Here is a 24394-nt window from a genome sequence, read left to right as displayed (position 1 = left end):
GTGATTCCGAAAGATGCCAAACATGTGGCCAATGCCCATGCGTATATCAATGATTTCTTAGATCCTGAAGTTGCGGCAAAAAACGGCAATTTTGTTACTTATGCACCGTCCAGTAAACCGGCTCAAGAGCTGATGGATGAAGAGTTTAGAAACGACAATACGATTTTCCCGACCGATGAGGATTTGAAAAACAGCTTTATCATGGTACCTATCCAACCTGCAGCGTTGAAATTTATGGTCCGTCAATGGCAAAGCGTGAAAGCAGGTACATAAGCTGATTTAAACGTATTAAGGCCGTCTGAATGGTGTAACCGAAATATTTAATTTCGTTTTACGGCTGTTCAGATGGCCTTTGGTTTGTGTCAGATTGGTTTGGAAGGTTTAAAAACAAAGGGCGTGTCTATCAATCATGCCCTTTGTGTTTGTTTCAGACGGCCTTAGAATTTCACGCCTTTATGCAGGGCAACAATGCCTGCGCTCATGTTGTGGTAATCCACGCTATCAAAGCCTGCATCCAGCATCATTTGTTTCAAGGTTTCTTGGTCGGGGTGCATACGGATGGATTCGGCGAGGTATTGGTAGCTGTCGGCATCTTTGGCAATCAGTTTGCCCATAATCGGCAACAGTTTGAAAGAGTAGAGGTCGTACACGCCTTCCAAAGGTTTGTACACTTTGGAGAATTCCAACACCAGCAGGGTGCCGCCCGGTTTCAATACGCGGTACATTTCTTTCAGCGCGGCATCTTTGTGCGTCATGTTGCGCAGGCCGAATGCGACGGAAACCAGATTGAAATAGTTGTCGGGGAACGGCAATTTTTCAGCGTCTGCCAACGATACAGGCAGAATCATGCCTTCGTTGAGCAGGCGGTCGCGGCCGACGGTCAGCATGGAGGAGTTGATGTCTGTCAGCCAAACTTCGCCTTCTTTGCCCACACGTTTCGCCCAGCCTCGGGACAAATCGCCTGTACCGCCGGCGATATCCAATACTTTGTCGCCTTTTTTCAGGCGGGCGGTATTGATGGTGAAATGTTTCCAAACACGGTGCAGACCGCCGGACATTACGTCATTCATAATGTCGTAGTTTTTTGCCACGGAGTGGAAGACTTCGGCAACTTTGCCTGCTTTTTCGTCTTCGTCAACAGTCGTGAAGCCGAAATGGGTTTTGTGGTCGCTCATAGTGTCTGCCTTCTTAAAATAATACGGATTCAGATATCGAATACGTCGAAATCGCCAACCACTTTCGACGCGGGAAATATAGTTTGTGCCTGTCGCTCCAGCATCAGGCGTTGTTCTTCTTCGGTATAACGTGTGCTGATGTGGGTCAGGTAAAGTTGTTTCACATTGGCTTGCAAAGCCGGCTTGGCAGCATCGGATATGGTCGAATGGAACACCCGTTCCGCTGTCTCTTCATCGCCTGCGGCAAAGGTTGCTTCATGCACCAAAACGTCTGCGTTTTGTGCGGCGCGCACTGCCTGCGGGCAGGCTTTGGTATCGCTGAAGATAGCCACACCCGTCCTTTTTTGGGCGGGGAGAGGAACGCTTTGCCGTCAATAATCCTGCCATCGTCCAATGTTATATTTTCGCTTTTTTTCAGACGGCCTTTCCGCCGCAACCGCCGCTACCGCAGGAATGTGTGTGTTTGGGTTTTAAATCTTCGGCACTTGGCGTTCTGGACGCGCCGGCTTTTTCGAGGCGGTCGAGATAGTCTTGCCAAAGCGCGTCTTTATTGTGTGCCAGTCGGTAGAGATAGTCCCAGTCGTAAAGGCCGCTGTCGTGGCCGTCTGAAAAAGTAATTTTCAATGCGTATTGGCCGACGGGGTCCAAATTGGTAATGCTGACTTCGGCTTTGCCTGTTTGCAAAACATCTTGACCTGGACCGTGTCCGCGCACTTCCGCGCTGGGCGAGTACACGCGCAGGTATTCGGCAGGAAGGCTCTTGGCACCGTCAACATAGACCAAAGTCAGTACGCGCCGTTCTTTTTGGAGGCGGATTTCTTGTGGAATTTTATCGGCTTGGGTCATGTCATGCTCCGTTCTTTTTACGCAAATAGGCAACGCGTACAGAAAAAATACCGCCAAGTACGGCAAACAGCACGATTGCGTAGAGTGAAAACCGTATCAGGCTCACTTGTGTGTCTGCCGTCAGTCCCAAAGGCAGCAACATCACGGCAACGAACAGTAAAAACGCGGCCAACATGGCGGCAATGCTGGCAAAGGCATAGCGGGTATTGGCTGCTGTTTGCGGATGTTTGGTCATATTGGATAGCTTGCCGTAGGGTGGTGAGGCGGTATTTTATCAGCTTTTTGGTGCTTCATGCCGTCTGAAAACGGCTTTATTTCCATAAATAAAGTGTAATGGCACGCCTGTCTTCGCCTTCGGGCATTAAGCGGATGCTGCTGCCTTTGCTTCCGTTGACACGGATAATGATGCCGCCGGCCTGCCGCTCGATAATGTCGATTTGGGTGTCGTGGTTCGTTCGGTAGTTGTAGCGTTCGCATTGCTTCAAGCACCAGAAATCCTGCCAATGGATAAAATATTTTTGTCCGGATTCGATGGCCAGTATTTCGCCGCCTTTGACGATGAAGTAAGGATAATCGGGTTTTTGCGTGCTGAATGTCCATTCGGCCGTTCTGTCTTTTCCGTTTTGACGGTATTCGAATACGGCACGGTAGTCGGTGTCGTATTCCAATGGCTGTAAAGGAAACAGCGCAAATTGGCGTTCAGTCAGGAGGCGGTTTGGGTCATTATCTTTATCTAAGATTTTGACGTCTCTGATTTCTTTTGTGCCCTGATACAGTTTGAACGAACGCATTTTGACCGGAGGCGATTGTTCTGAGAAGGCGATGCTGACCGGATTGCCGGTCATTTCATAATGCGGCATAGGGTCGGGACGTTCGCCATGGAAAACCGGCGAGGCAAAATTGCCTTGCGGATAGCTGATGTAAGGCCGGAGATTGCGGTTGGAAATTTCATCCGCATAAACAATGGCATGACCATGACAGGCATCTTGATAAAACGAACGGTTGAGGTCGGATAGGGGGCGGTTTTTTTGGCAGAGGTTGTTGAATCTGCTGTCGCCCTGATTGATGCTCAACGCGATTTGTTTACCTTGCGATTCAAATGCGGCTCCAGCCTCGTCGATATTTTGATCGAGTAAGGAGAGGCGGTGGTAAATCGCCGTCATCAGGTTGTCCAGCTGATGTTGGGCAGGCAGGTGGCCGTTGATTTTTTCGTTTGGCGGATGCTGGCCGGTACTGACGTTTTCGTGCACGCCTTTATAGGCATAACCGGCTTTGCGCGTGCGGTCTGATGGGCGTGGGCCTGTATAAAAGGGATTGCGCGTATTGTGTTCGTCATGTCCGTCGTCAGGGTTTTGCAGTAGATAGCGGGCATGATTGCGCGCGGCACGTTCGAGTGTGTCTGAGTGCGCCAGTGCGGGCAGATTGGCTGAGTAGCGGAGGAAGTTTAAATACGCCAAGGCGTCAAAATCGGCAACGGCAGAACGATTTTGCGGCGGTTGGGCGTAGATGAGCTGGTCTTCGGAATAGCGATGGGTTTCGTAGTATTGAAATATGCCGAGGGCGACGACAAAACCACCCAGCCAGTAAAGAATGTGTTTCATTATATGTACTGCGTTCAGACGGCCTTGAGCTACGGCTCTTTCCCCTTGAAACTCATGCCGTTAAATGATTATTTTGATAGCGGCTTGACTTGGAATGCTTCAGGATGGGATTTGAAATATTCGACAGCGATAAATCCGCCGCCAATAATAATCAACAGGGCAATGGCCATGCCGATCATCGCTAAAATGAATTTGTCCATATTTGTCCGTTTGAATGAAGGCCGTCTGAAACACTTGAAAGCGTTCAGACGGCCTTAAAGTCAGGTTAATTAACGTTCGATTTGCGATACGTCGCGTACTGCGCCTTTGTCGGCGGAAGTCGCCATGGCACCGTAGGCGCGCAGGGCGGCGGAGACGTAGCGGTCGCGGTTTTCCGGTTTCCACGCTTTGCTGCCGCGCGCTTCCATTTCGGCACGGCGTGCGGCAAGCTCTTCATCGGAAATGACAAGGTGGATGCTGCGGTTTGGAATGTCGATTTCGATGGTGTCGCCTTCGTGTACCAAACCGATTGCGCCGCCTTCTGCCGCTTCAGGAGAAGCGTGGCCGATGGATAGACCTGATGTGCCGCCGGAGAAGCGTCCGTCTGTCAACAAGGCGCAGGCTTTGCCTAAGCCTTTGGACTTCAGGTAGCTGGTCGGATACAGCATTTCCTGCATGCCCGGGCCGCCTTTCGGGCCTTCGTAGCGGATGATGACGATGTCGCCGGCGACGATTTGGTTGCCCAAAATACCTTCTACTGCGGCTTCTTGGCTTTCAAACACGCGGGCGCGGCCGGTGAATTTGAGGATACTCTCGTCCACGCCTGCGGTTTTCACCACGCAGCCGCGTTCGGCGATGTTGCCGAACAAGACTGCCAAACCGCCGTCTTGCGAGTAGGCGTGTTCGACGTTGCGGATACAGCCTTTTTCGCGGTCGAGGTCGAGGGTTTTCCACATGCGGTTTTGCGAGAACGCCTGAGTAGTACGCACGCCGCCGGGTGCGGCTTTGAAACGTTCGATGGCATGGGTGTTTTCAGGATTGGTCACGTCCCATTTTTCAATCGCGTCTTTCAAGGTCGGCGCGTGGATGGTGTACACGTCGGTGTGCAGTTTGCCCGCTTTGTCCAATTCTTTCAGGATGGCGAAGATACCGCCTGCGCGGTGCACGTCTTCCATGTAGTAGTCGTGGTTGTTTGGCGCGGTTTTACAGATGCAAGGTACAACGCGGCTTAAGCGGTCGATGTCGGCCATTTTGAAATCGACACCGGCTTCGTTGGCAACGGCGAGCAAGTGCAAAATGGTATTGGTAGAGCCGCCCATGGCGATGTCCATGGTCATGGCGTTTTCAAACGCTTTTTTGGTGGCAATGCTGCGCGGCAACACGGTTTCGTCGTCTTGCTCGTAATAGCGTTTGGTGATTTCGACAATCATGCGGCCTGCTTCGAGGAACAATTCTTTGCGGCCTGCGTGGGTCGCCAAGTATGAACCGTTGCCCGGCAGGGAAAGGCCGAGTGCTTCGGTCAGGCAGTTCATGGAGTTGGCGGTAAACATGCCGGAGCAGGAGCCGCAAGTCGGGCAGGCGTTTTGCTCGACTTCTTCGACTTGTTTGTCGCTGATATTGTCGTCAGCCGATTCGATCATGGCATCAATCAAGTCCAAGCGGCGTTCGGGCTGGATGTTGGCCACGCCGATAACCTTACCGGCTTCCATCGGGCCGCCGGAAACGAAGATGGTCGGAATGTTCAGGCGCATGGCGGCAATCAGCATGCCCGGGGTGATTTTGTCGCAGTTGGAAATACACACCAGCGCGTCGGCACAGTGGGCGTTGACCATGTATTCGATAGAGTCGGCAATCAGGTCGCGGCTGGGCAGGGAGTAGAGCATACCGCTGTGGCCCATGGCGATACCGTCGTCAATGGCGATGGTGTTGAATTCTTTGGCAATGCCGCCGGCTTTTTCGATTTCACGGGCAACCAGTTGACCCATATTATGCAGGTGCACATGGCCTGGGACGAATTGGGTGAAAGAGTTGGCAATGGCGATAATCGGTTTGCCGAAGTCGGTTTCCATTACGCCGGTCGCACGCCATAATGCGCGCGCGCCTGCCATATTGCGGCCGTGGGTAGAGGTTTTGGAGCGGTATTCAGGCATTTTTGTTCCTTTGTTTTATGCTGAGGCCGTCTGAAATAGGCTGGTTGGTTGGCGGCCCGTTGTAGAAATAACTCGGTATTTTATACCAATTACGAGCGATGAAGCACGCTATTTTGTAATAAAACTAAACTGTATTTGCTTCACCTGAATTTGCTGCTCAATCCTTCAGACGGCCTGAAGTTTTCTTAAGATGAAACGCTGTCTTTCTCAGTTGCAAAAGATGTTGGCATCAAAAAGTGATATGATAGGGAACTTCTCACATTTCTAAGGATAAGACGATGAAAAAAATCATGTTTGCATTGTGTTCGGCCATGTTGGCTTCTGCTGCGTCTGCCGCTGTTTATAAAGTGGACGAATTCCATGCCAATGCCCGCTTTGCCATCGACCATTTCAACACCAGCACCAACGTCGGCGGTATTTATGGTTTGACCGGCAATTTGGAATTTGACCGTGCCAAACGCCAAGGCTCTATCGATATCGTATTGCCTTTGTCCAAACTGCAAACCGGTTCGGACCACTTTACCCAACACTTGAAATCTGCCGATATTTTCAATGCAGACAAATACCCTGAAATCCGTTTTGTATCCACTAAATTCAATTTCAACGGTAAAAAACTGCTGTCTGTTGACGGCAACCTGACCATGAACGGCAAAACTGCGCCGGTGAAACTCAAAGCCGACAAATTCAACTGTTACCAAAGCCCGATGGCAAAAGCAGAAGCGTGCGGCGGCGACTTCAGCACCACCATCGACCGTACCAAATGGGGCTTGGATTATTTGGTAAGCGCCGGTATGAGCAAAAAAGTAGACATCAATATCCAAATCGAAGCAGTAAAACAATAATCCTGCTTGATTTCAAAATAAAGGCCGTCTGAACGGAATATGTTCAGACGGCCTTATGATTAAAGACGTCTAGGATTCTTTATTTTTGTCGGCTTTGGCTGCCCAATAAGTTGCCAGAAGCGAGCCGGAGATATTGTGCCACACGCTGAACAATGCGCTGGGAACGGCAACAACCGGCGCGGCGGCAAAGTGTGCGGCGGCAAGGGCGGCGCCTAAGCCTGAGTTTTGCATACCGACTTCGATGGCCAGCGTTTTTTGTGCATCATAAGGCAGGCCGGTCCATTTGGCGGCAAAGAAGCCGAGCAGATAGCCGATACCGTTGTGGAGTACGACAACCGTGAAAATCAGCAGGCCGCTTTCAATAATCTTGCCTTTGCTGGCGCCGACTACCGCACCGATAATCAGCACGATGGCGGCAACGGAAACCAGCGGCAGCGCATCGGTCAGTTTTTCAGTTTTGTTGCCCAAGACTTTATGGACAATCAAGCCCAAAACGATGGGAAGCAAAACCATTTTGACAATGGACATCAACATGCCGCCCGCTTGGATTTCCAGCATTTCACCGGCAAGCATCAGGAAGATGGCAGGGGTCAGCAATGGGGAAATCAAGGTGGAAACCGATGTAACGGCAACCGACAAAGCCACATTGCCGCGCGCCAAATAAGTTATCACATTGGAAGCCGTACCGCCCGGACAGCAGCCGACCAAAATCACACCGACCGCGATTTCGGCAGGCAGGTTCAACAGTTTCGCCAGCAGATAGGCTGTCGCAGGCATGATGGCGAATTGGGCAATCACGCCGATAATGACGGCTTTGGGATGTTTAAACAAAATATCAAAGTCGGAGGGTTTGAGGGTCAAGCCCATGCCGAACATGATGACGCCCAGTAGCCAAGGAATGTAAGGGCCGACCCATTTGAAGGTGTCGGGGGCGAAAAAAGCGATACCGGCAAAGAGCGCGGCCCAGAGGGAAAAGGTCTTTCCGATAAAATCACTGATTTTGTTGAGGGTATTCATGATGAGATGTTGTGAAGTTGTTTTTAAGGGAAACCAAGGATACACGCCTTAACCTTAATTTGCAAAATGGCTTAAAATAAAATAAGGCCGTCTGAAAATAAGGATTGATTTTCAGACGGCCTGTGATTTGTATTTGCTATATAGACGGCATTATTCTTTTGATAAAATATTGCGCACCCATCGGGCGACAGGTGCGATTTCTCCGGCAAGCATACCGGTTTCGATTTGGCTGCTGTGTTTGATGACATCGGCCGCTGCACCATGTAGCCATACGCCGGCGCAGGCGGCTTGGAATGTCGGAATGCCTTGCGCCAGCAGGCTGCCGATGATGCCGCTCAAGACATCGCCGCTGCCTGCGGTGGCCAAACCGGCATTGCCGCTGGTGTTGGTATAAACTATGCCGTCTGCCGTGGCCACCAATGTATGATGGCCTTTCAATACAACGGTCGCGCCATATTTACGGCTGATTTCGGTTACGGCTTTTTGCCTGTCGGCTTGAACTGATTGGGTATCGGTGCAGAGTAGGCGGGCGGCTTCGGCCGGATGAGGTGTCAGGACGATATGTTTGTACAATTTGAGACGTTCGGCTAATTCGGAAGAGCGGGCAAGCAGTGTCAAAGCATCTGCATCGAGCAATAAAGGCTGGTCATGGTGTGTAGACAGGATTTGGGGCAGCAGCTGCTCTGATAATCCGTCCAAACCAAAGCCGCAGCCGATTACGCGTGCGCTGACATCGTCGCGCTTCATCAGTTGGATCGCAGTGGCGAGCATAATTTCAGGGCGTTCGGGAATGATGGCAAAAGGCAGCGTGGCTTGGTTGAAGCCAGCCCAAACCTTGCCGCACCCTTGATACATCGCGGCTGTGGCTGCCAAAACTATTGCACCGCTCATTCCTGTTGCGCCGCCGATAATGGCAAGCGTGCCGTATGTGCCTTTGTGTGATTCTTGGGCGCGGGGGCGGAATACGTCGGGAAATGCTAAGGCCGTCTGAAAAGCTTGAAGCGATTCGGGAAGCGTGTAGATGGGCTGCATGGCGTAACCTTCCAAGATAAGAAATTTAATTTTAAATCAGAAAGTAAAAGGTAATGAAGCAAAAAATAAAAGTTTGGGACGCACCTACGCGCCTGTTCCATTGGCTCTTGGTGCTAATGATGGGATTCATGTGGTACAGCGCAACCCAAGGCGGCGATATGCTGGTATGGCACTTACGCGGCGGCTTGTTGATGCTGGCTTTGGTGGTTTTCCGCATGTGCTGGGGGATTTGGGGTAGCGATACGGCAAAATTCAGCCGATTTGTACGCCCGTTTTCCGAAATCCGCCGCTACACACAAGGCCAAATGTCTGAAGACGAATTGGTCGGCCACAATCCTTTGGGCGCGCTGATGGTGATCGCTTTATTGGTCGCCTTAGTTTTTCAGACGGCCACAGGCTTATTTGCCGCTGATGAAAATACGTTTATCAATTCTGGCTTTTTGAATCATTTGGTCAGCGAACACGCCGGTACGCTGGCGCGAAAAATCCATGTCAATTTCTTTAATGTCTTAGCTGTTTTGGCGGGCGTACATATCGCGGCCGTTTTGCTGTATCGCTTTGTGAAAAAACAGGATTTGATTACACCGATGATTAACGGCTTTAAAACCATCGATGCCAAGCAGCCTAAATTGGCCGGAATGGGACAACTGTTTGCCGCTTTGTTGGTAGCGATTGCTTTAGTGTGCGCAGTATGGATGTTGCGCGGCTGATGCATTAAGGCTGATACCTAAAAACAAACCGACCCCGATAGCCGAAATGGCTGTTGGGGTCGGTTTCTTTTTAGGGTTTAAAAGATGATGTTCAGACGGCCTTAACGCAGCGCAAGATGCTGTGGCCACGACCGATGCCGTCTGAAATTTCCGCTACTTTCAATCCGGCTTTTTCAACGCAACGGATCAGGTCTTCAGAGTGGAAGATTTTGCTGTTGCCGTTGGCCATGGCAGTGAAATACAGACTGGTCATGGTCAGGCAGTAGGCGGCGGTTTCGTAGCGTTGTCTGTCCCAGAAAGGCTCCATGATGTAGAGGCTGGTGTTTTCGCTCATGGACGCAGCGGCGCGTTGAAGAATGCTGGTGGCTTGTTCTTCGGTGAAACAGTCTAGGAATTGGCTCATCCAAATCACGTCAAAACCGGTCGGGAACGGAATTTCAGGATCAAGCAGGTTGGCCGGATGGGCGTGGATACGGTCCGCACCGTTTTTGCCTTTGGTCGCTTCGCGCATTAGGCCAATTTGTTGCGGCAGATCCATGATGGTTACTTCGACTTCGGCATTGTGGTTGACACATTGCTCCGCCCAGCGGCCGGTATTGCCGCCGACATCGAGCAGTTTTTTAACCGGTTTGGCGAACACGGTATTCAGTGCTTCGGCGAAGGAATTGTCGGAATAATAATGGTCGAATGCAAACCATTTTTCCTGCGCGATGCTTGGCAATGAAGACAAGCCTTCGTAAATGGTCGGCCACTCGCCAAATACTTTCAGGCCTTCGGGCTTGCCGGTTTGCAGGGTTTTTTCCAAATCAAACATGCCTTGGTAGCAGATTTCCTGCGTGAAATCCATATTGACGCGGGCCATTTTGTCTTTGAGGACAAACCAACCGGCCTTGCTGATGAAATAGCGGTTGTCGCGAGTCAAGACAGTGCCGATAGACAGCGAAGCTTCTAGCAGGACTTGTGCCGCGTAGCTGCTGATTTTCGCTTTTTCAGCAATTTCGGCTTGAGTGAGGCCGTCTGGATGGTCGTTCAGCAAGTCCAGAATGCCAAATTTCACCATCAGGCGGGAAACTTGGAACACAATCGGTGCAAAAGCGATTTCTTGAGCCAGACGTTGAGCCTCGCCTGCGGACTGGTGTTCGTGGGAATAGCGTTGTTCTAGGGCAGGGAAGAGTTGCATATTGTTGGTTTTCCACTAAAAAGTTAATAAGTATATTCAGACGGCCTCAAACACAATCCGTCCTGATGCACACGGATGCTCTCCGTTGTTGATTTTAAAGCTCAGTTTATTTTTACCTTCATCGTATTTCAGCTCTACCGAAACTTCATCGTGAGGACGGATAAACTGCTGATATTTCAGATTTTCGATGCGGATGACGCGCTGTTTACTCCATGGCTTGGGCGCGATCAGGTTGCGCACCCATTGCAGCTCGACCACGCCGGGAACCAGCGGGAAGGTGGCAAAATGGCCGCCGAAATAAATTAAATCCAAAGGCACGCGCCCGATAAAAGTTTCGGTATTGGTTTCATCGTCAGATGATGTTTTCGACCAAACGGGCGAAGTTTGGGCAACGGTAAAGGCCGTCTGAAAATCCGCCGCGGCGATTTTGGCTTGGGCGTTGCGCGGCAGGCTCTCGGTAAAACGCCAGTAGCGCGGCAGGGCGATGGTGTCCTGCGTGGCGGCCAGATGGCGTTTGAGCGTATCAGCAACCGCAGCACGGCCTTTCTCACGCAAGGCGGCGATACCGTCTGCGTTCAATGCCGCCCATATGGCAATGCGTTGGTGTTGCGGATGGCGGCCGCAGTGTGCATCCGCAATCCAAGGGTGTTGTAAAAGTTCGTGTTCGATTTGGGTCAGCGACACGCGTTTGTCCTCGAATTTGATGATGCGGTCTTGGCGGCCGAGCAGCAGGAAACCGTCGGGCTGCGGCTCGATTAAATCGGCGGTCTGGCGGCGTTCGGGCGACCACGGCGAAGATGCCCACAATGCGCCTTCTTCGTTCTGCCCGATTTCCACGCCTTTGAAAGGCTGCCATTCTTGGCGTTCAAGACGCGACGCAATCACGCCGGTTTCGGTGCTGCCGTACACTTCAAACGGGCGGACGGCAGCCTGTTGCAGCAAATCCGCCGTGGCTTCGGGCAGCGCACCGCCAGCCGACACGATGCCCGCGATTTTATGTCCGATGCTCTGCCAGTTGCGGTTTTCACCTAAGCGGTTGAGTACCGCCGGACTGGCAATCCAAACCACTTTATCATATGCGGCCGTGCTGGAAAGCAGGTTTTCCGGATAAACCGCCTGCTGCCGTTCCATAGTCCAACCCATTGTCAGCGCGAGTGCGAAGCGGAACGTGAAGCCGTAAAGGTGTTGCGGAATCACGCTACCGACCACGGTTTCACCGTGTTGTCCAAATGGCAGCGTATTTGCCAAAGTCAGGGCTTCTGCCTGCATTTGCGCAGCGGTTTTCACAATAATCTGAGCTTCGCCGCTGGAGCCCGATGTTTTTAGCCATGCTTCGGCATGGTCGGGAATCAGATAGTTTTCAGGATAGGTGTTCAGCCCTTCCAAATCTGTTTTAGCTAATACATCAGGCAAGTGCCAGATGTTCAGGCCGTCTGAAGACAGCTTTTTATCTGTTGAATCCGTTAAAAACGCTTCTGCCGTTTTCCCCCACTCCAAATTGTCTTGCGCCAAATTGGGCAATAATAAAACCTTTCCGCCAGAATGCCACACTGCCAACACGGCACAGGCAAACAGCGCGGCATCGTCAAACCACAACGCGGCAGTTTTCACGCCTGCCTGTTTCAGACGGCCTGACAGATGAAAAACCGCACGGTTGAAATCAGCACGCGTCCAATTCGGATGCGTAGCGATAAGGTCGTATTGGGGTAGGTCGGGGGATAGGATTCGGGTTAGGTTCATGGATGAATCCAGCAGTTGCTGCTATCACTATCAAAAAATTGAATGTTGATATTTCCAAAGTGTCTCTGAAGAGTAGTATTAATATACTGACAATAATCTTGATCATTATTATAAACAGAAACAGCAATATTTCTTATTCCGCAATTTCTTAATTTTTCCAATAAATGTAGGTCTTGTGAACCTATGCCCCATCCATAGATCACTAAACTATCTTTGGGTTCTGGTAATACTTCTCTGTAAATAGTCGAAAAATAAAAGCTATTATGAATAGAATTTATTTTTTGATTGGCTGTTCCTTCACTGATGAATAATGGAACAGTTTCCATACGACTCCAGCTGTCAAGTATTAAATTTAGCAAATTAATTCCATTGTTTTCTATTTTGTATTCATTGCCATGGAAATCTTTTCCTAAAGCTAAATTGCCGTGAAGATAGAATATAAGTGAAGTAAATTTATTTCCATAGATAGGATCTCTTAACCTTTTCCAATTTTCATTAAAAATTCCATCTATAAAACAATCCTTTAAAGAGAATCTATCATTAATATTTAAACCATACATTAATGCCCAATATATAATTAAATCGTAATTTAGGGAAATAATGGTATCAAATTGCTTGATAAAGTTATAAATGTTGTTTAAGAAAGGTTCTACTTCCTGATAACTTGGATGTATGCTTCTTACGGTTGCTATTAAGCCATTTCTTATTTCTTCATATACTTGACTGAGATTGGTATTATTTATTCGAAAAATTTGATTTACATTGTGGGCTTGCCAAATTCTACGTAGAATTAATTCAAAATCATTGGTTTCAAAAAAATAAAACAATTCATTTATATGTTCATTATTTAATAAATTATTGTTAAAAGCATGCTCTAGTAAAGACTGATAATTAAATTGTCGGCTTACTGCAATACTTGCCCCATTCCCTAAAATTAAGGTTGATCGATTATACTGTGCGCGAATATTGTTCCAATCATTTATTTGATACATATGATCCCTTTCTTTAATTAATTGTAAGCAAATAAGGCTAGTTAAACTTTTATTTAAAACCTATCATAACCATTTCTCCATTTGTGAGTGAATGGAGTTAGCATGTGAATGCAGAGCATTATTTTGTCAGTGTGGACAACATCTTTTCAGACGGCCTACACCTTCAAAACCAATTTCCGATACACCCACTCTCCGGCAAACAAAAGCCCCATCAATACATACGACACAATGCCGGTATAAGCCGCCCACCAATCGTAATATTGTAAGCTTGCCAAAATGGCGGCGGTTGCGCCGTTGAGGATGAAGAAGCCGCACCAGATTTGCGTAACACGACGGGTATGCAGAACACCTTCGGGCGGCAGGTCGGGGTGTTGCAGTCGGGCGAGGCGTTCGATAACCGTTTGTTTGGCAAACAGGCTGCCGCCAAAAACGGCAAGCATCAGCGCGTTGACGGCGACGGGATACCAATACATCGAGTCAGGCCGTCTGAAAGCCAGTACCACCGCAAAAAAGGCGGCAAGGATAATTGCCGTAATGCGTTGGGCTGTGGTTTGCGGCATGGCGGCGCGTATCAGCCATAACACACACATGGCCGCTGCAAGCCAGAAAAATGCGCCGTTTTCCCTGCCGTAATACCATAGAAGCGGATAGGCGAGACTGGCGAGGGTCAGTAGGAGTTTTCCTAATATTTTCATGGTTATGATTGATTTTCAGACGGCCTTGCGGATTGACAAGGCCGTCTGAAAATATGCTGATTCAAAGCGGAATCAGGAATCTTGTTGTACTTTCAAAACCGCTTGAACCACGTCTTCTACAGTACGCACATTACGGAAGTCTTCAGCTTGCAGTTTGCGGCCGGTTTCGCGTTTGATGTGGTCGATAAGGTCGATGGCGTCGATGCTGTCGATTTCCAAATCTTCGTAGAGGTTGGTTTCGGGTTTGATGCGCTCGGGTTCGATTTCAAACAGGTTGACCAGTGCATCGGTCAGAAGGGTGCGTACTTCTTGTTCGGTCATATCGCTTCTCCTTTATGCCTGACGGCTTTTGACGAATTCTGCCAGTGTTTTGACGTTGGCGAAGTTTTCGCGCAGGTTGTCGTTTTCGCCGTCGAGCTGGAAGCCGAAGGTTTTTTGCACCGCTAAACCGAGTTCCAGCGCGTCGACGGAATCCAGACCCAAGCCTTCATCGCCGAAGAGCGGGTCTTCGCTGCCGATGTCGGCAGGGGTGATGTCTTCCAGTCCCAAGCTGTCGATGATTAATTCTTTGATTTGGTTTTCTAAGTTATTCATGTGGTTTTCCTTGTGAAATAGTCTTGAAGGTATTCGTTTAAACGCCTTGCGGCGATGGGTAGGGGTTTTTCCGCCAGCCATTCTTCGGGCAGGATGTCGTCGCCGACGGTGATTTCATAATGGATTTTGTGCGGCGGTATTTTGTACCAAGGCTGGCCTTTTTTGAAATTGGGCGGCGTCATTTTGATGCACACGGGGGTGATGACCGATGCGCTGCGCAAACCGAGCGATACCGCGCCACGGTGCATTTTAACCTGTCCGTCCCAGCCTGTGCGCGTGCCTTCGGGGAAAATCAGCATACTTTGCCCGCTTTTGAACACGGCGTCGATTTCTTCCAACATTTCCATGCTTTCGTCGTTGGGGATGTAGCCGGAAGCGATAATCTGGCTTTTCATGCTGGGGTTGTTCAACAAGTCTTTTTTGACCAGTACGTTCGGGTCGGGGAAGTGGCTGACCATCAAGACGACATCCAGCAACGAGGGATGGTTGGCGAGGACGAGCTGCCCCGGCCGGCCGAGTTTTTCCAAGCCGTTGAAACGGACGCTCAATACGCCCGACCATTGCAGATAGCCGACGAAAAACCGCCACACGCGGCCTATCATGCGGCGGGCGGCAAGCTGGCGCGGGATGTCGCCTTTGGTGGATTTAAGTGTGTAGGGCAAAAGTGCGATTTTGAACAATACGCCCGCAACGCCGAAGAGGATGAAGCCGAAGAGTGTGGCAAAAAAGCGACGGAAATAGTCTAAAGTCTTCATGCGTTTTTCTGCCAGTGCCAGTTTCTACCGGCATAGTGTTGCGTGTGTTGTCGGCCGTCTGAAAGCAGGAAGCGTACCCACTCCAAGCTGCTCCAATAGGGCTCGACTGTTGTATCGTTAGGGTTTTCAGACGGTCTCTCGGATGTGGTTTCCAAGCTTAAGGTATAGTCTTCGCCTTTGGTGATGACCAGTGTCAATGCATAGGCAAACGGCGCACGTGTAGCCAAGACGGGATAGTCTTCAGACAAAGGATCATCGGCGACAATTATTAAAACGGATGGCGCGCCGTCTTGCAAAAGCGCAAATGCCTCGGTCAGCGCGGTTTCAAAGGAATCGGCGGCAACGGCCAATGCGGTATGCTCGCTCATGTCTTTGCGCAACATCGACCATTGCCCAATCGTCGCGTTGTGAACGGATAGGCCGAATGAGGTCGGCGACACGGTATGCGTGTTCAAAAGCTCTTGCCACAATTCAAAGCTGCGGTTGCTTTCGCCGTCGTGCGAAACGTACACCGGTACGCTTTCAGGATATTGGTCGGCCAGATTCCATGCTGCATCACAAACCAAGCGCGCCGCTTTCCCCAAGCGGCGGCGTTGCATAGGCGGCAAAAAGGAGAGCGCAGGTTTGTACTCCGGCAGGGAGGCGGTATCGAGTTTTCCCTGCGCCCAGTCCTGCCATTGCTCCGGCGTACTGATTTTGCTGGAGGAGGCCTGCCATGCGGCGATATTGAAGCTGAAACGGCAAACGTTTTGAGGCATGATGTCTTTCAATGTTTTACATTTTCATACATTGTAATGAAATGGGTTAGTAAAAGCTAGGCTCTGTTATAATGCATATTGTAACGTAATTTATTCCCGGATGACATTTTATGCCTTCAATACCGAGTGCCCCGATTTATGATGTAGCTTCGCTGCTTCCGCACAGCGGACATATGGTGCTAATCGATTGTGTGAAAGAATTTGGCGATGACTACACGGTTTGCCGTGCGCCGGTTGGCGACAAGCATATTTTGCTGCAGGATGGTGTGTTGCCGTCTATGGCTTATATGGAATTGATGGCGCAGGGCATAGGCGCGTTTGCAGGCATTGAGGCTTTAAAGGCCGGAGAGCCTGTACGCTTGGGTTTTTTATTGGGAACGCGCAAGCTGGATTTGTTTGCCGATTCCGTGCCTGTCGGTACTGAGCTGGAAGTCAGGGCGTATGTGTCCATTCAGGATTTGGGCGGCATGGGCGTATTTGATTGCGAGTTGCGTTGGACGGATGCACCGGAAGATGTGAAGCATCTGTTGCCGCCGGACGGTTTGCTGGCAAAAGCTTCTTTAAATGTGTACAGTCCGAAAGACGGTCAAATCATTTAAACCGTTTACAAGGCCGTCTGAAAAGACAAAGATTCAGACGGCCTGTCGATATAGTGAGAAAACGTATGAGTGAAACTATTTTAATTACAGGGTCTAATCGCGGTATCGGCAAAGCCGTCGCGCTTGGTTTGGCGCAGGACGGTTTTGATATTGTCGTCCACTGCCGCAGCCGCCGTGATGAAGCGGAAGCCGTCGCGGAAGAAATCCGTACATTGGGTAGAAATGCGCGCGTGTTGCAGTTTGACGTGTCCGACCGCGAAGCCTGCCGAGAAATTTTGACTGCCGACATTGAGGCAAACGGCACATATTACGGCGTGGTGTTGAACGCCGGCCTGACGCGCGACAATGCGTTTCCTGCTTTTACAGATGACGATTGGGACTTGGTGCTGCGTACCAATTTGGATGGTTTTTATAATGTGTTGCACCCTTTGACCATGCCGATGATCCGCCGCCGCAAAGCCGGACGGATTGTGTGCATGGCGTCGGTGTCCGGTTTGACGGGCAACCGCGGTCAGGTCAATTACAGCGCGTCCAAAGCGGGCCTGATCGGCGCGGCAAAAGCCTTGGCGGTTGAGTTGGCAAAACGCAAAATTACCGTCAACTGCGTGGCGCCGGGCCTTATCGATACTGATATTATCGATGAGAACGTACCTGTTGAAGAAATCTTAAAGGCCGTCCCTGCCGCGCGTATGGGATTGCCTGAGGAAGTGGCGCATGCGGTGCGCTTTTTGATGGATGAAAAAGCGGCGTATATTACGCGCCAAGTGATTGCTGTGAACGGAGGTTTGTGTTGAATACCAGAAGAGTCGTAGTAACAGGTATCGGCGGTATTACCGCCTTCGGCCGTGATTGGCAAAGTATTCAGACGGCCTTTAAAGCCGAAAAAAATGCCGTCAAATACATGGACTGGAGCGAACGCTTTCCTGAATTGGAAGCGCAGCTGGGTGCGCCGATCGAAGGCTATTCTCCTCCCGAACATTGGACGCGCAAGCAGCTCAGAAGCATGGGGCGCGTGTCGCATTTGTGTGTCGATGCGGCGGAACAAGCTTTGACGGATGCGGGCTTGCTGGGTGATGAAAGCATTACCGACGGCCGTATGGGCGTGGCGTGCGGTTCGTCTGTCGGCAGTACTAAAGACATTGGCGATATGGGTGAACTTTTGCTGACAGGCACATCGCGCAATTTTAACGCCAATACTTATGTGCGCATGATGCCGCATACGACTGCCGCCAATATCGGCATCTTTTTCGGATTGAAAGGGCGCATCATCCCGACATCGAGCGCGTGTTCGTCCGGCAGCCAAGGCATAGGCTATGCCTACGAAGCCATCAAATACGGCATGATAGACATGATGCTGGCGGGCGGCGGCGAAGAATTTTGTCCGTCCGAAGTGTATGTTTTCGATTCACTCTATGCCGCCAGCCGCCGCAACGGCGAACCCGAACTGACCCCGCGTCCTTACGACAACGGCCGCGACGGCTTGGTCATCGGCGAAGGCGCAGGCATATTCGTATTGGAAGAATTGGAACACGCTCGTGCGCGCGGTGCGAAAATCTATGCCGAACTTGTCGGCTATGGTGCCAACAGCGACGGCAGCCACGTTACCCAACCGCAAAAAGAGACCATGCAAAAATGTATGGAGCTTGCGCTGAAAGATGCAGGTATTACGCCTGATAAAGTCGGCTATGTCAGCGGCCACGGTACGGCGACCGAAAAAGGCGACATCGCCGAAACGTTGGCGACCGAAGCCGTGTTCGGATTCGTTCCCATGAGTTCGCAAAAAAGCTATCTCGGCCATACGCTCGGCGCGTGCGGTGCGCTGGAAGCATGGTTTACCATCGAAATGATGAATAATGGTTGGTTTGCGCCGACCGTCAATTTGGAAAACATCGATCCGCGTTGCGGCAAGGTGGATTACATCCAAACAGGCGGACGTGAGATTCAAACCGATTATGTGGTCAGCAATAACTTTGCTTTTGGCGGCGTCAATACTTCGCTGGTGTTCAAACGTTGGCAAGAATAATCATTGCTTGATGTTATGATTAAAGGCCGTCTGAAACTTATCTTGAGTTTCAGACGGCCTTTATTTTATTTACGGATTGAGTCGCTTTTGGATTTTATTCGTTTGTTTTCTTCTGATTCAAATCCACCAGCCTTGTTCCGGCCAAGGAGTCGTAGAGGAACTGGCGGTCGGGATGGAACAGGGCGAAGCCCCATGGCAGGATGAGCCAAATGAGCGCGGCGCCGAATGCGCCTTTAGGAGGGATATTGAGCAGATGGCGCAATCCGGCGTAGGCAAACAGGGGAATAAAGACAATAAAAATGCTTGCCCAAATAAAGCGCAGGCGCAGCTGCGGCAGGGGCGGCTGGGTATCGTTTTTATCGGCTAAACCGATTTTCCATGTCTGCATGGCGAGGGTTTGGCCTTTTTTATACCAGTTGGCGCGGAAGTAGAGCCACCATGCGTAGAATAGAATCAGACAGGTTGTCAGCATGGACAGGCGCGTGGAAACGGGATTGAGAAAGATGGCGACAATACCGGCTGCAAGGGCGGCAATGCTGGTAACGGCGCCGGTCAGCAGAAGTTCGTAAACCAGTGCGGCGAGGCGGCGTTTGAGTGGGGCGGTAGGAAGACGGGTCATAATGCGATGGAAACGGAAATGGGTTTGATGGAAATAAAAACAGGCCGTCTGAAACGGGATAGGATGTTCAGACGGCCTGTTACCGTTCGTCTTGGCCGCCGAAAGCGGCTTTGTTGCGTCTGAAACGGGATAGGATGTTCAGACGGCCTGTTACTGTCGGGATTAGCGGTGTGGACGTTTTTGACCGCGTGCCTGTTGGGCAGCCATTTGGTTCATTTCCTGACGGGTCGGACGCTTTTTGAAGATGGCGTGCGCTTCGTCAACGGAACATTTTTGTGACAGGCAAACCAAGGTAATCGCGTCTTTTTGATGTTGACCGCCGCTGTGGTACATACGGCGCAGGTTGGCTTCGTTGATACGGCCTTTTTCCGGATCGATGTCGAATTTTTTCAGGCGCTCGAGGAATTGGCGTTGCTGACGGCGTGAAGTCCAAACGAAACCGCCTGCGGCAGCGGCCACAATGATGACGGCCAACAGAATAGCCAGCGGCCATGAATCGACGATCAGAACGATGATGAGGCTTAATACGGCAGTGGTCAGCAGGGCCAGACCGCCGATGCGAAGTTTGGTTTTATTATCCATATGGTTGGTGTTTCCTTGTTTTTTGCTGGAAGAGGCCGTCTGAAATGCGAGGTTCAGACGGCCTGAATTTAAGTTTACGCTATTTTACAGTATTTTCTGTTTTTGGGGCGTATTGCGTGCAAGTTTCTTGACGCGTGGCAACGGTTTCAGGCGGCCAGCGAGATAACGAGCTGTTTGAACTCGGTCCATGCATCGCCTTCTTCCGCGCCTTTGATGATACGGTCGATTTTGGCGCAGGTTTTGAGCGCGTCGAGCAGGCGGTTGATGGAAATGCGTTTGGCAGCCATCGGTGCAAGGGTCTGCTTGTCACCCCATAAGCGCAGGCTGTTGCGCAGGCTTTGGATGTTTTGGCCTTGCTTGAGTGCGGCAGTGAGGCGGATTAGGGTGCGGATGTCTTCGGCAACCGCCCACAACAGCAAAACCGGCTCTTCGCCTTCTTCTTCCAAACCGTCCAGCAAACGGGAAACGCGCAGGGCATCGCCTTTCATCCATGCACCTGCCAGTTGGAATACGTCGAAGCGGGCGACAGTGGCAACTGCGGCTTCTGCGTCGGCAATATTGATTAAATGGCCTTGGGGATGGAGCAGGGCGAGTTTTTCGATTTCCTGACGGGCGGCCAAAAGATTGCCTTCGACGCGCTCGGCAAAAAGGGCGAGTGCTTCAGGTTCGATATCCAAACCCTGCTGTTTCAGGCGGCCCTGTATCCATTGCGGCAAAGCATGTGGCGCAACGGCTTTGGCTTCTAAGACGATGCCTTTGCCTGCCAATGCGGAAAACCATTTGGACTGGATTTGCGCTTTTTCAAGCTTAGGCAGGAGGATGAGAGTAACCGTATCTTCGGGCAGGCGTTCGGCGAAGGTTTGCAGGGCATCGCCTCCGTTTTTGCCGGGCTTGCCGTTGGGGATGTGGATTTCCAGCAGTTTTAAATCGGCAAATAAACCTGCGCTGCCCGCACTTTGCAACAGCTCGTTCCAGTCAAAATTGTTTTCGGCGGTATAGACTTCGCGGTTGAGATAACCTTGTTTTTTTGCGGCTGCGCGCAGCGTATCCAAAGCCTCGATGCGCAACAAATCCTCTTCACCGTGAATAATGTACAACGGTTGGAGCGGCGTATCGGGGCGCAGGCTCTCAATGGGCGCGGCAGCCATTATTGCGCCTTCAGGAAAGTCAGGCGGCGGACGATTTGATCTGCGGCGTCGATGCGCATTTCAGACCAAATGGTTTCTTCCTCTTCCTGTTTGCCCAAAACTTCGCTATCGGCGTAGTCCATGGTGCGGTGAACCTTAACTTCCATCGGTTCTCCAACCGGCTCGCCGTTGCGGAAGGCTTGGGCTTTGACGGTCATGGCCAGCAGGTATTCGTTGATTGCAGCGGCGCGGGTGATGGTGTAGATATCGCGGCGTTTTTGAAAGTCGACAACGCGCAGGGTGATTTGTGATTCGGCTTCGCTAACCGGATGACCGTCGGCACGGCGTAAGGCATTTTCCAGCGCTTTTTGCATGACGGCTCCGCCTTCTACATGCCAGTTTTGATAAGGCAGCGGCTGCGAAGTCACGCCTGTGCCTTTTAGGTGGAAACCGCAAGAGGCAAGCAATAGGGCGAGTGCAGGCAATAGGATTTTTTTCATTGGATATTCCTTCGTTGAAACCGGTTACGGTATCGTCGGATTATAACGAATAATGTTTAGGCCGTCTGAAACCGTAAACGGAAAGTCTTTCAGACGGCCTTGTCTTTGATGGCGCAAATCTTATTTTTCCAACCAAATCAGGCTGACCATGCGGCCGGTTTGTCCGTCGCGGCGGTAGGAGAAGAAAGTATCGCGTTCCAAAACAGTGCAATGGGTGCCGCCATAAATCATGTTCACGCCTTCGCGATGCAGAATCATGCGCGCCAAAGCGTAAATGTCGGCAAGGTATTTGCCGCCGCCGATGTCTTCAAACGCATCGACAGCTTCCGGCATGGGGGTGCAAAACGCATCAAATACATCTTGCCCTACCTCAAACGCATCAGGGCCGATGGCAGGGGCGAGATAGGCCATGATTTCCAGCGGCTCGACATTCATTGCCGCAATGGTATTTTGCAAAACGCCACAGGCCAAACCGCGCCAACCTGCATGAGCCGCCGCAACAACGGTCCCTGCTTTGTCGCAAAATAAGACAGGCAGGCAATCGGCAGTCATTGAGGCGCAGGCAACCGTACCCGTCGTATCAACCGAAGCATCGGCATCAGGCGTATTACCTAATGCTTCTGCGGCATTCACAACAATGCTGCTGTGGATTTGATTAAGGTAGGCAACGGGCAGGCCGACTTGTTCCTGCACGATTTCACGGTTGCGGAGTACGGCTTCCAGATTGTCGCCGACGTGTGAGCCGACATTCAGGCTGCGGTACACGCCTTCGCTGACACCGCCGTTGCGCGTGGTAATAAGCGTTTTGACATTGGCAGGGGCTGGCCAGTCGGCAGTCAAAAAGTTCTTGCCTTGCGGGGCGAGGTTTAGGGTATCTGTGATGGTTTTCATAATTTTAGAATCGCTGAAATATTGGAACGGATTGATTTCAGACGGCCTAAAATATTATTTGAGGCCGTCTGAAAGTATGGGTTTAATCCCTTACATAAACCACTTCGACATCGTAGTCGTCTTCATTCCAATCGTCGTCATCGTCTATGCCGAATTTCTCTTGCCATTCTTCCTCGTTGCTTAGGGACGAATCCAAACCGGCTTCCAGACGCAGGACGGAAAGCAGGTGGTACATATCGTCAGGCATAGGCGCTTCAAAGGAAACGGTTTCGCCGGTTTTCGGGTGCACAAAGCTCAAACGGTAGGCATGCAGGGCTTGGCGTGCGCCGAGGGCTTTGATGGCTTCTTTAACCGCGTCGCTGCATGGATGGCGCAGGTTGCCGTAAACAGGGTCGGCGGCCAGCGGATGGTTGGCTTCGCGCATATGAACGCGGATTTGGTGTGTGCGGCCGGTTTCGAGCGAGCATTCGATGTAGCTGTGGGAAAGATAGCGTTCCAACACTTTGACGTGGGTAATGGCAGGTTTGCCGCCGAATTTGACGACTGCCATTTTCAGGCGGTTGTGCGGATCGCGGCCGATTTGGGTTTCGATTTTGCCGTCGAAAGGAACAATGCCGTTGGCGACTGCACGGTAAATGCGTTTGACTGTGCGCTCTTGAAGCTGTTGAACCAGTGAGTTTTGCGCCGGCAAGGTTTTGGCGACCACCATCAGACCGCTGGTTTCTTTGTCCAAACGGTGTACGATGCCCGCACGCGGCACTTGGCTTAATTCAGGACAGTGCGCCAACAGGCCGTTGAGCAGGGTGCCGCTCCAGTTGCCTGCGGCAGGATGGACGACCAATCCGGCCGGTTTGTTGATGACGATGACGGTATCGTCTTCATAAATGATGTCCAAATCCATCGGTTCTGGCGTGAATGCGAGGTTTTCTTCGCTCGGACGTACCGTAACGGCAATCAATTCACCGCCTATCATTTTGTCTTTGGGTTGCGCGGGCTTATCGTTTACAATGACTGCACCCTCTTTAATCCACGAACTCAGGCGGCTGCGCGAGTAGTCGGGCATGAGTTTGGCCAATACGGCATCCAGCCTTCCGCCCGCCATTTCGAGTGGAACGGTCAAATTAACACAACTTTCTGTTTCAGGGGATGACGGAAAGTCTAAATCATCGCTATAATCGGCTTCGTTATCAAAGGAAGTATTCTGCATGAAAAAAATTCTTTTAGTAGTTTCTTTAGGTTTGGCACTGAGTGCCTGCGCAAATAAAGGCACAATCGATAAAGACGCCCAAATTACTCAAGATTGGAGTGTGGAAAAGCTTTATGCCGAAGCGCAAGACGAATTGAACAGCAACAATTATACGCGAGCTGTCAAGTTATACGAAATTCTAGAGTCCCGTTTTCCAAACGGCCGCTATGCACAGCAGTCCCAGTTGGATACGGCGTATGCCTATTATAAAGACGATGAGCCGGAAAAAGCCTTGGCTGCCATTGCGCGCTTCCAACGCCATCATCCGCAACATCCGAATATGGACTACGCGCTGTACTTGAAAGGTTTGGTCCTGTTTAACGAAGACCAGTCTTTCTTGAACAAGCTGGCTTCCCAAGACTGGTCCGACCGCGATCCGAAAGCCAACCGCGATGCTTATCAGGCGTTTGCAGAGTTGGTTCAACGTTATCCAAACAGCAAATACGCTGCCGATGCAACCGAGCGTATGGCTAAGTTGGTGGACGCTTTGGGCGGTAACGAGATGTCTGTGGCGCGTTATTACATGAAACGCGGTGCTTATGTCGCAGCGGTCAACCGTGCGCAAAAAATCGTCAGCCGTTACCAAAATACCCGTTACGTTGAAGAAGCTTTGGCGATGATGGAACTGGCGTACAAAAAACTGGACAAGCCGCAACTGGCTGCCGATACACGCCGTGTTTTGGAAACCAACTTCCCGCAAAGCCCGTTCTTGCAACACGAATGGCGATCTGACGATATGCC

29 protein-coding genes and 1 pseudogene are annotated in these 24394 nt (G+C 50.8%); 7 read left to right on the top strand and 23 right to left on the bottom strand.

All coding sequences use genetic code 11. The annotated features are described in order from the left end of the window. Nucleotides 1-273 (top strand): annotated as a pseudogene (locus ACTHSP_RS07295) (polyamine ABC transporter substrate-binding protein); the annotation flags it as partial. A 164-nt stretch (nt 274-437) separates the two neighbouring features. Here the strand turns inward: ACTHSP_RS07295 and ubiE are convergent. From ubiE to ilvD, 7 genes are all read right to left on the bottom strand, one after another. Beyond that, nucleotides 438-1175 carry a bifunctional demethylmenaquinone methyltransferase/2-methoxy-6-polyprenyl-1,4-benzoquinol methylase UbiE gene (ubiE, locus tag ACTHSP_RS07290; protein WP_003746386.1) on the bottom strand — a complete coding sequence of 246 codons (738 nt, stop codon included), beginning with the start codon at nt 1173-1175 and terminating at the stop codon, nt 438-440. Between the two features lie 29 nt (nt 1176-1204). Further along, a complete protein-coding gene (locus tag ACTHSP_RS07285; protein ID WP_049351256.1) occupies nt 1205-1507 on the bottom strand; it encodes an MBL fold metallo-hydrolase in 303 nt (100 codons plus the stop codon). Nucleotides 1508-1589: 82 nt separating this feature from the next. Beyond that, a complete protein-coding gene (locus ACTHSP_RS07280) occupies nt 1590-2021 on the bottom strand; it encodes a gamma-butyrobetaine hydroxylase-like domain-containing protein (protein WP_440345884.1) in 432 nt (143 codons plus the stop codon). Between the two features lies 1 nt (nt 2022). Beyond that, nucleotides 2023-2256: a hypothetical protein gene (locus ACTHSP_RS07275; protein ID WP_003679719.1), complete on the bottom strand. Its 234-nt coding sequence runs from the start codon at nt 2254-2256 to the stop codon at nt 2023-2025. Between the two features lie 76 nt (nt 2257-2332). Then, complete coding sequence (locus ACTHSP_RS07270) at nt 2333-3622, bottom strand: CAP domain-containing protein (protein WP_440345883.1); 1290 nt, start codon at nt 3620-3622, stop codon at nt 2333-2335. Between the two features lie 68 nt (nt 3623-3690). Continuing rightward, nucleotides 3691-3822, bottom strand: a complete 132-nt coding sequence (locus tag ACTHSP_RS07265) for a hypothetical protein (protein ID WP_256388404.1) — start codon at nt 3820-3822, stop codon at nt 3691-3693. 69 nt (nt 3823-3891) lie between these two features. Further along, nucleotides 3892-5751: a dihydroxy-acid dehydratase gene (gene ilvD / locus ACTHSP_RS07260; RefSeq protein ID WP_049351254.1), complete on the bottom strand. Its 1860-nt coding sequence runs from the start codon at nt 5749-5751 to the stop codon at nt 3892-3894. Between the two features lie 278 nt (nt 5752-6029). Here ilvD and ACTHSP_RS07255 point away from each other — a divergent pair, with 278 nt between their 5' ends. Beyond that, complete coding sequence (locus tag ACTHSP_RS07255; protein WP_049351253.1) at nt 6030-6593, top strand: YceI family protein; 564 nt, start codon at nt 6030-6032, stop codon at nt 6591-6593. Nucleotides 6594-6662: 69 nt separating this feature from the next. On the opposite strand, the gene ACTHSP_RS07250 is transcribed toward ACTHSP_RS07255, so the two are convergent. Beyond that, nucleotides 6663-7610, bottom strand: a complete 948-nt coding sequence (locus tag ACTHSP_RS07250) for a bile acid:sodium symporter family protein (protein ID WP_049351252.1) — start codon at nt 7608-7610, stop codon at nt 6663-6665. A gap of 150 nt (nt 7611-7760) precedes the next feature. Further along, nucleotides 7761-8642, bottom strand: coding sequence for an NAD(P)H-hydrate dehydratase (locus tag ACTHSP_RS07245; protein WP_049351251.1), 882 nt, complete (start codon nt 8640-8642; stop codon nt 7761-7763). Between the two features lie 53 nt (nt 8643-8695). Here ACTHSP_RS07245 and ACTHSP_RS07240 point away from each other — a divergent pair, with 53 nt between their 5' ends. Then, the gene (locus tag ACTHSP_RS07240; protein ID WP_049351250.1) at nt 8696-9352 is read left to right on the top strand and encodes a cytochrome b/b6 domain-containing protein; all 657 of its coding nucleotides are present in this window, start codon (nt 8696-8698) and stop codon (nt 9350-9352) included. A gap of 91 nt (nt 9353-9443) precedes the next feature. Here ACTHSP_RS07240 and ACTHSP_RS07235 read toward each other — a convergent pair whose 3' ends face one another. The 8 genes from ACTHSP_RS07235 to ACTHSP_RS07200 all read right to left on the bottom strand — a co-directional run bounded on the left by ACTHSP_RS07235 (nt 9444) and on the right by ACTHSP_RS07200 (nt 16066). Further along, nucleotides 9444-10532, bottom strand: coding sequence for a class I SAM-dependent methyltransferase (locus ACTHSP_RS07235; RefSeq protein WP_440345882.1), 1089 nt, complete (start codon nt 10530-10532; stop codon nt 9444-9446). Between the two features lie 36 nt (nt 10533-10568). Continuing rightward, nucleotides 10569-12272, bottom strand: a complete 1704-nt coding sequence (locus tag ACTHSP_RS07230; protein ID WP_440345881.1) for an AMP-binding protein — start codon at nt 12270-12272, stop codon at nt 10569-10571. Next, a complete protein-coding gene (locus ACTHSP_RS07225) occupies nt 12269-13264 on the bottom strand; it encodes a DUF4917 family protein (RefSeq protein WP_440345880.1) in 996 nt (331 codons plus the stop codon). The genes ACTHSP_RS07230 and ACTHSP_RS07225 overlap by 4 nt, the downstream gene beginning before the upstream one ends. 155 nt (nt 13265-13419) lie before the next feature. Beyond that, nucleotides 13420-13959: a hypothetical protein gene (locus ACTHSP_RS07220; RefSeq protein WP_440345879.1), complete on the bottom strand. Its 540-nt coding sequence runs from the start codon at nt 13957-13959 to the stop codon at nt 13420-13422. A gap of 72 nt (nt 13960-14031) precedes the next feature. After that, complete coding sequence (locus ACTHSP_RS07215; protein WP_003680823.1) at nt 14032-14280, bottom strand: acyl carrier protein; 249 nt, start codon at nt 14278-14280, stop codon at nt 14032-14034. 12 nt (nt 14281-14292) lie between these two features. Continuing rightward, nucleotides 14293-14553, bottom strand: a complete 261-nt coding sequence (locus tag ACTHSP_RS07210; protein WP_003757545.1) for a phosphopantetheine-binding protein — start codon at nt 14551-14553, stop codon at nt 14293-14295. Next, complete coding sequence (locus ACTHSP_RS07205) at nt 14550-15308, bottom strand: lysophospholipid acyltransferase family protein (protein WP_440345878.1); 759 nt, start codon at nt 15306-15308, stop codon at nt 14550-14552. Before ACTHSP_RS07205 ends, ACTHSP_RS07210 begins: the two co-directional genes overlap by 4 nt. After that, nucleotides 15305-16066 (bottom strand): beta-ketoacyl synthase chain length factor, encoded by a 762-nt coding sequence (locus ACTHSP_RS07200; RefSeq protein WP_371464655.1) that lies wholly within the window; start codon nt 16064-16066, stop codon nt 15305-15307. The genes ACTHSP_RS07205 and ACTHSP_RS07200 overlap by 4 nt, the downstream gene beginning before the upstream one ends. Nucleotides 16067-16176: 110 nt before the next feature. Here ACTHSP_RS07200 and ACTHSP_RS07195 point away from each other — a divergent pair, with 110 nt between their 5' ends. The 3 genes from ACTHSP_RS07195 (at nt 16177) to ACTHSP_RS07185 (ending at nt 18688) form a co-directional block, all read left to right on the top strand. Further along, nucleotides 16177-16665 (top strand): ApeP family dehydratase, encoded by a 489-nt coding sequence (locus ACTHSP_RS07195; protein WP_440345877.1) that lies wholly within the window; start codon nt 16177-16179, stop codon nt 16663-16665. A gap of 65 nt (nt 16666-16730) precedes the next feature. Continuing rightward, nucleotides 16731-17459: a 3-oxoacyl-ACP reductase FabG gene (gene fabG, locus ACTHSP_RS07190; RefSeq protein ID WP_003680817.1), complete on the top strand. Its 729-nt coding sequence runs from the start codon at nt 16731-16733 to the stop codon at nt 17457-17459. Then, entirely contained in the window at nt 17453-18688 is a 1236-nt protein-coding gene (locus tag ACTHSP_RS07185; RefSeq protein ID WP_049351241.1) for a beta-ketoacyl-ACP synthase, read from the top strand. Before fabG ends, ACTHSP_RS07185 begins: the two co-directional genes overlap by 7 nt. Nucleotides 18689-18782: 94 nt before the next feature. Here ACTHSP_RS07185 and ACTHSP_RS07180 read toward each other — a convergent pair whose 3' ends face one another. From ACTHSP_RS07180 to rluD, 6 genes are all read right to left on the bottom strand, one after another. Continuing rightward, the gene (locus ACTHSP_RS07180) at nt 18783-19307 is read right to left on the bottom strand and encodes an RDD family protein (protein ID WP_049351240.1); all 525 of its coding nucleotides are present in this window, start codon (nt 19305-19307) and stop codon (nt 18783-18785) included. Between the two features lie 162 nt (nt 19308-19469). Next, nucleotides 19470-19889 (bottom strand): hypothetical protein, encoded by a 420-nt coding sequence (locus ACTHSP_RS07175; protein ID WP_003746427.1) that lies wholly within the window; start codon nt 19887-19889, stop codon nt 19470-19472. 146 nt (nt 19890-20035) lie between these two features. Then, a complete protein-coding gene (gene holA, locus ACTHSP_RS07170) occupies nt 20036-21037 on the bottom strand; it encodes a DNA polymerase III subunit delta (RefSeq protein ID WP_049351239.1) in 1002 nt (333 codons plus the stop codon). After that, nucleotides 21037-21516 (bottom strand): LPS-assembly lipoprotein LptE, encoded by a 480-nt coding sequence (locus tag ACTHSP_RS07165; RefSeq protein ID WP_003680809.1) that lies wholly within the window; start codon nt 21514-21516, stop codon nt 21037-21039. The genes holA and ACTHSP_RS07165 overlap by 1 nt, the downstream gene beginning before the upstream one ends. Before the next feature lie 120 nt (nt 21517-21636). Next, entirely contained in the window at nt 21637-22407 is a 771-nt protein-coding gene (pgeF, locus tag ACTHSP_RS07160) for a peptidoglycan editing factor PgeF (protein ID WP_049351238.1), read from the bottom strand. Between the two features lie 82 nt (nt 22408-22489). Then, complete coding sequence (rluD, locus tag ACTHSP_RS07155; RefSeq protein ID WP_440345876.1) at nt 22490-23614, bottom strand: 23S rRNA pseudouridine(1911/1915/1917) synthase RluD; 1125 nt, start codon at nt 23612-23614, stop codon at nt 22490-22492. Between rluD and ACTHSP_RS07150 the strand changes: the two genes are divergently transcribed. After that, nucleotides 23613-24394, top strand: a 782-nt coding sequence (locus tag ACTHSP_RS07150; protein ID WP_440345875.1) for an outer membrane protein assembly factor BamD, incomplete at its 3' end; no start/stop codon positions are given. The two genes, rluD and ACTHSP_RS07150, sit on opposite strands and share 2 nt — an antisense overlap.

Source organism: Neisseria sp. P0001.S005 (assembly GCF_051963715.1).
This window is presented reverse-complemented; position numbering and strand designations above follow the sequence as displayed.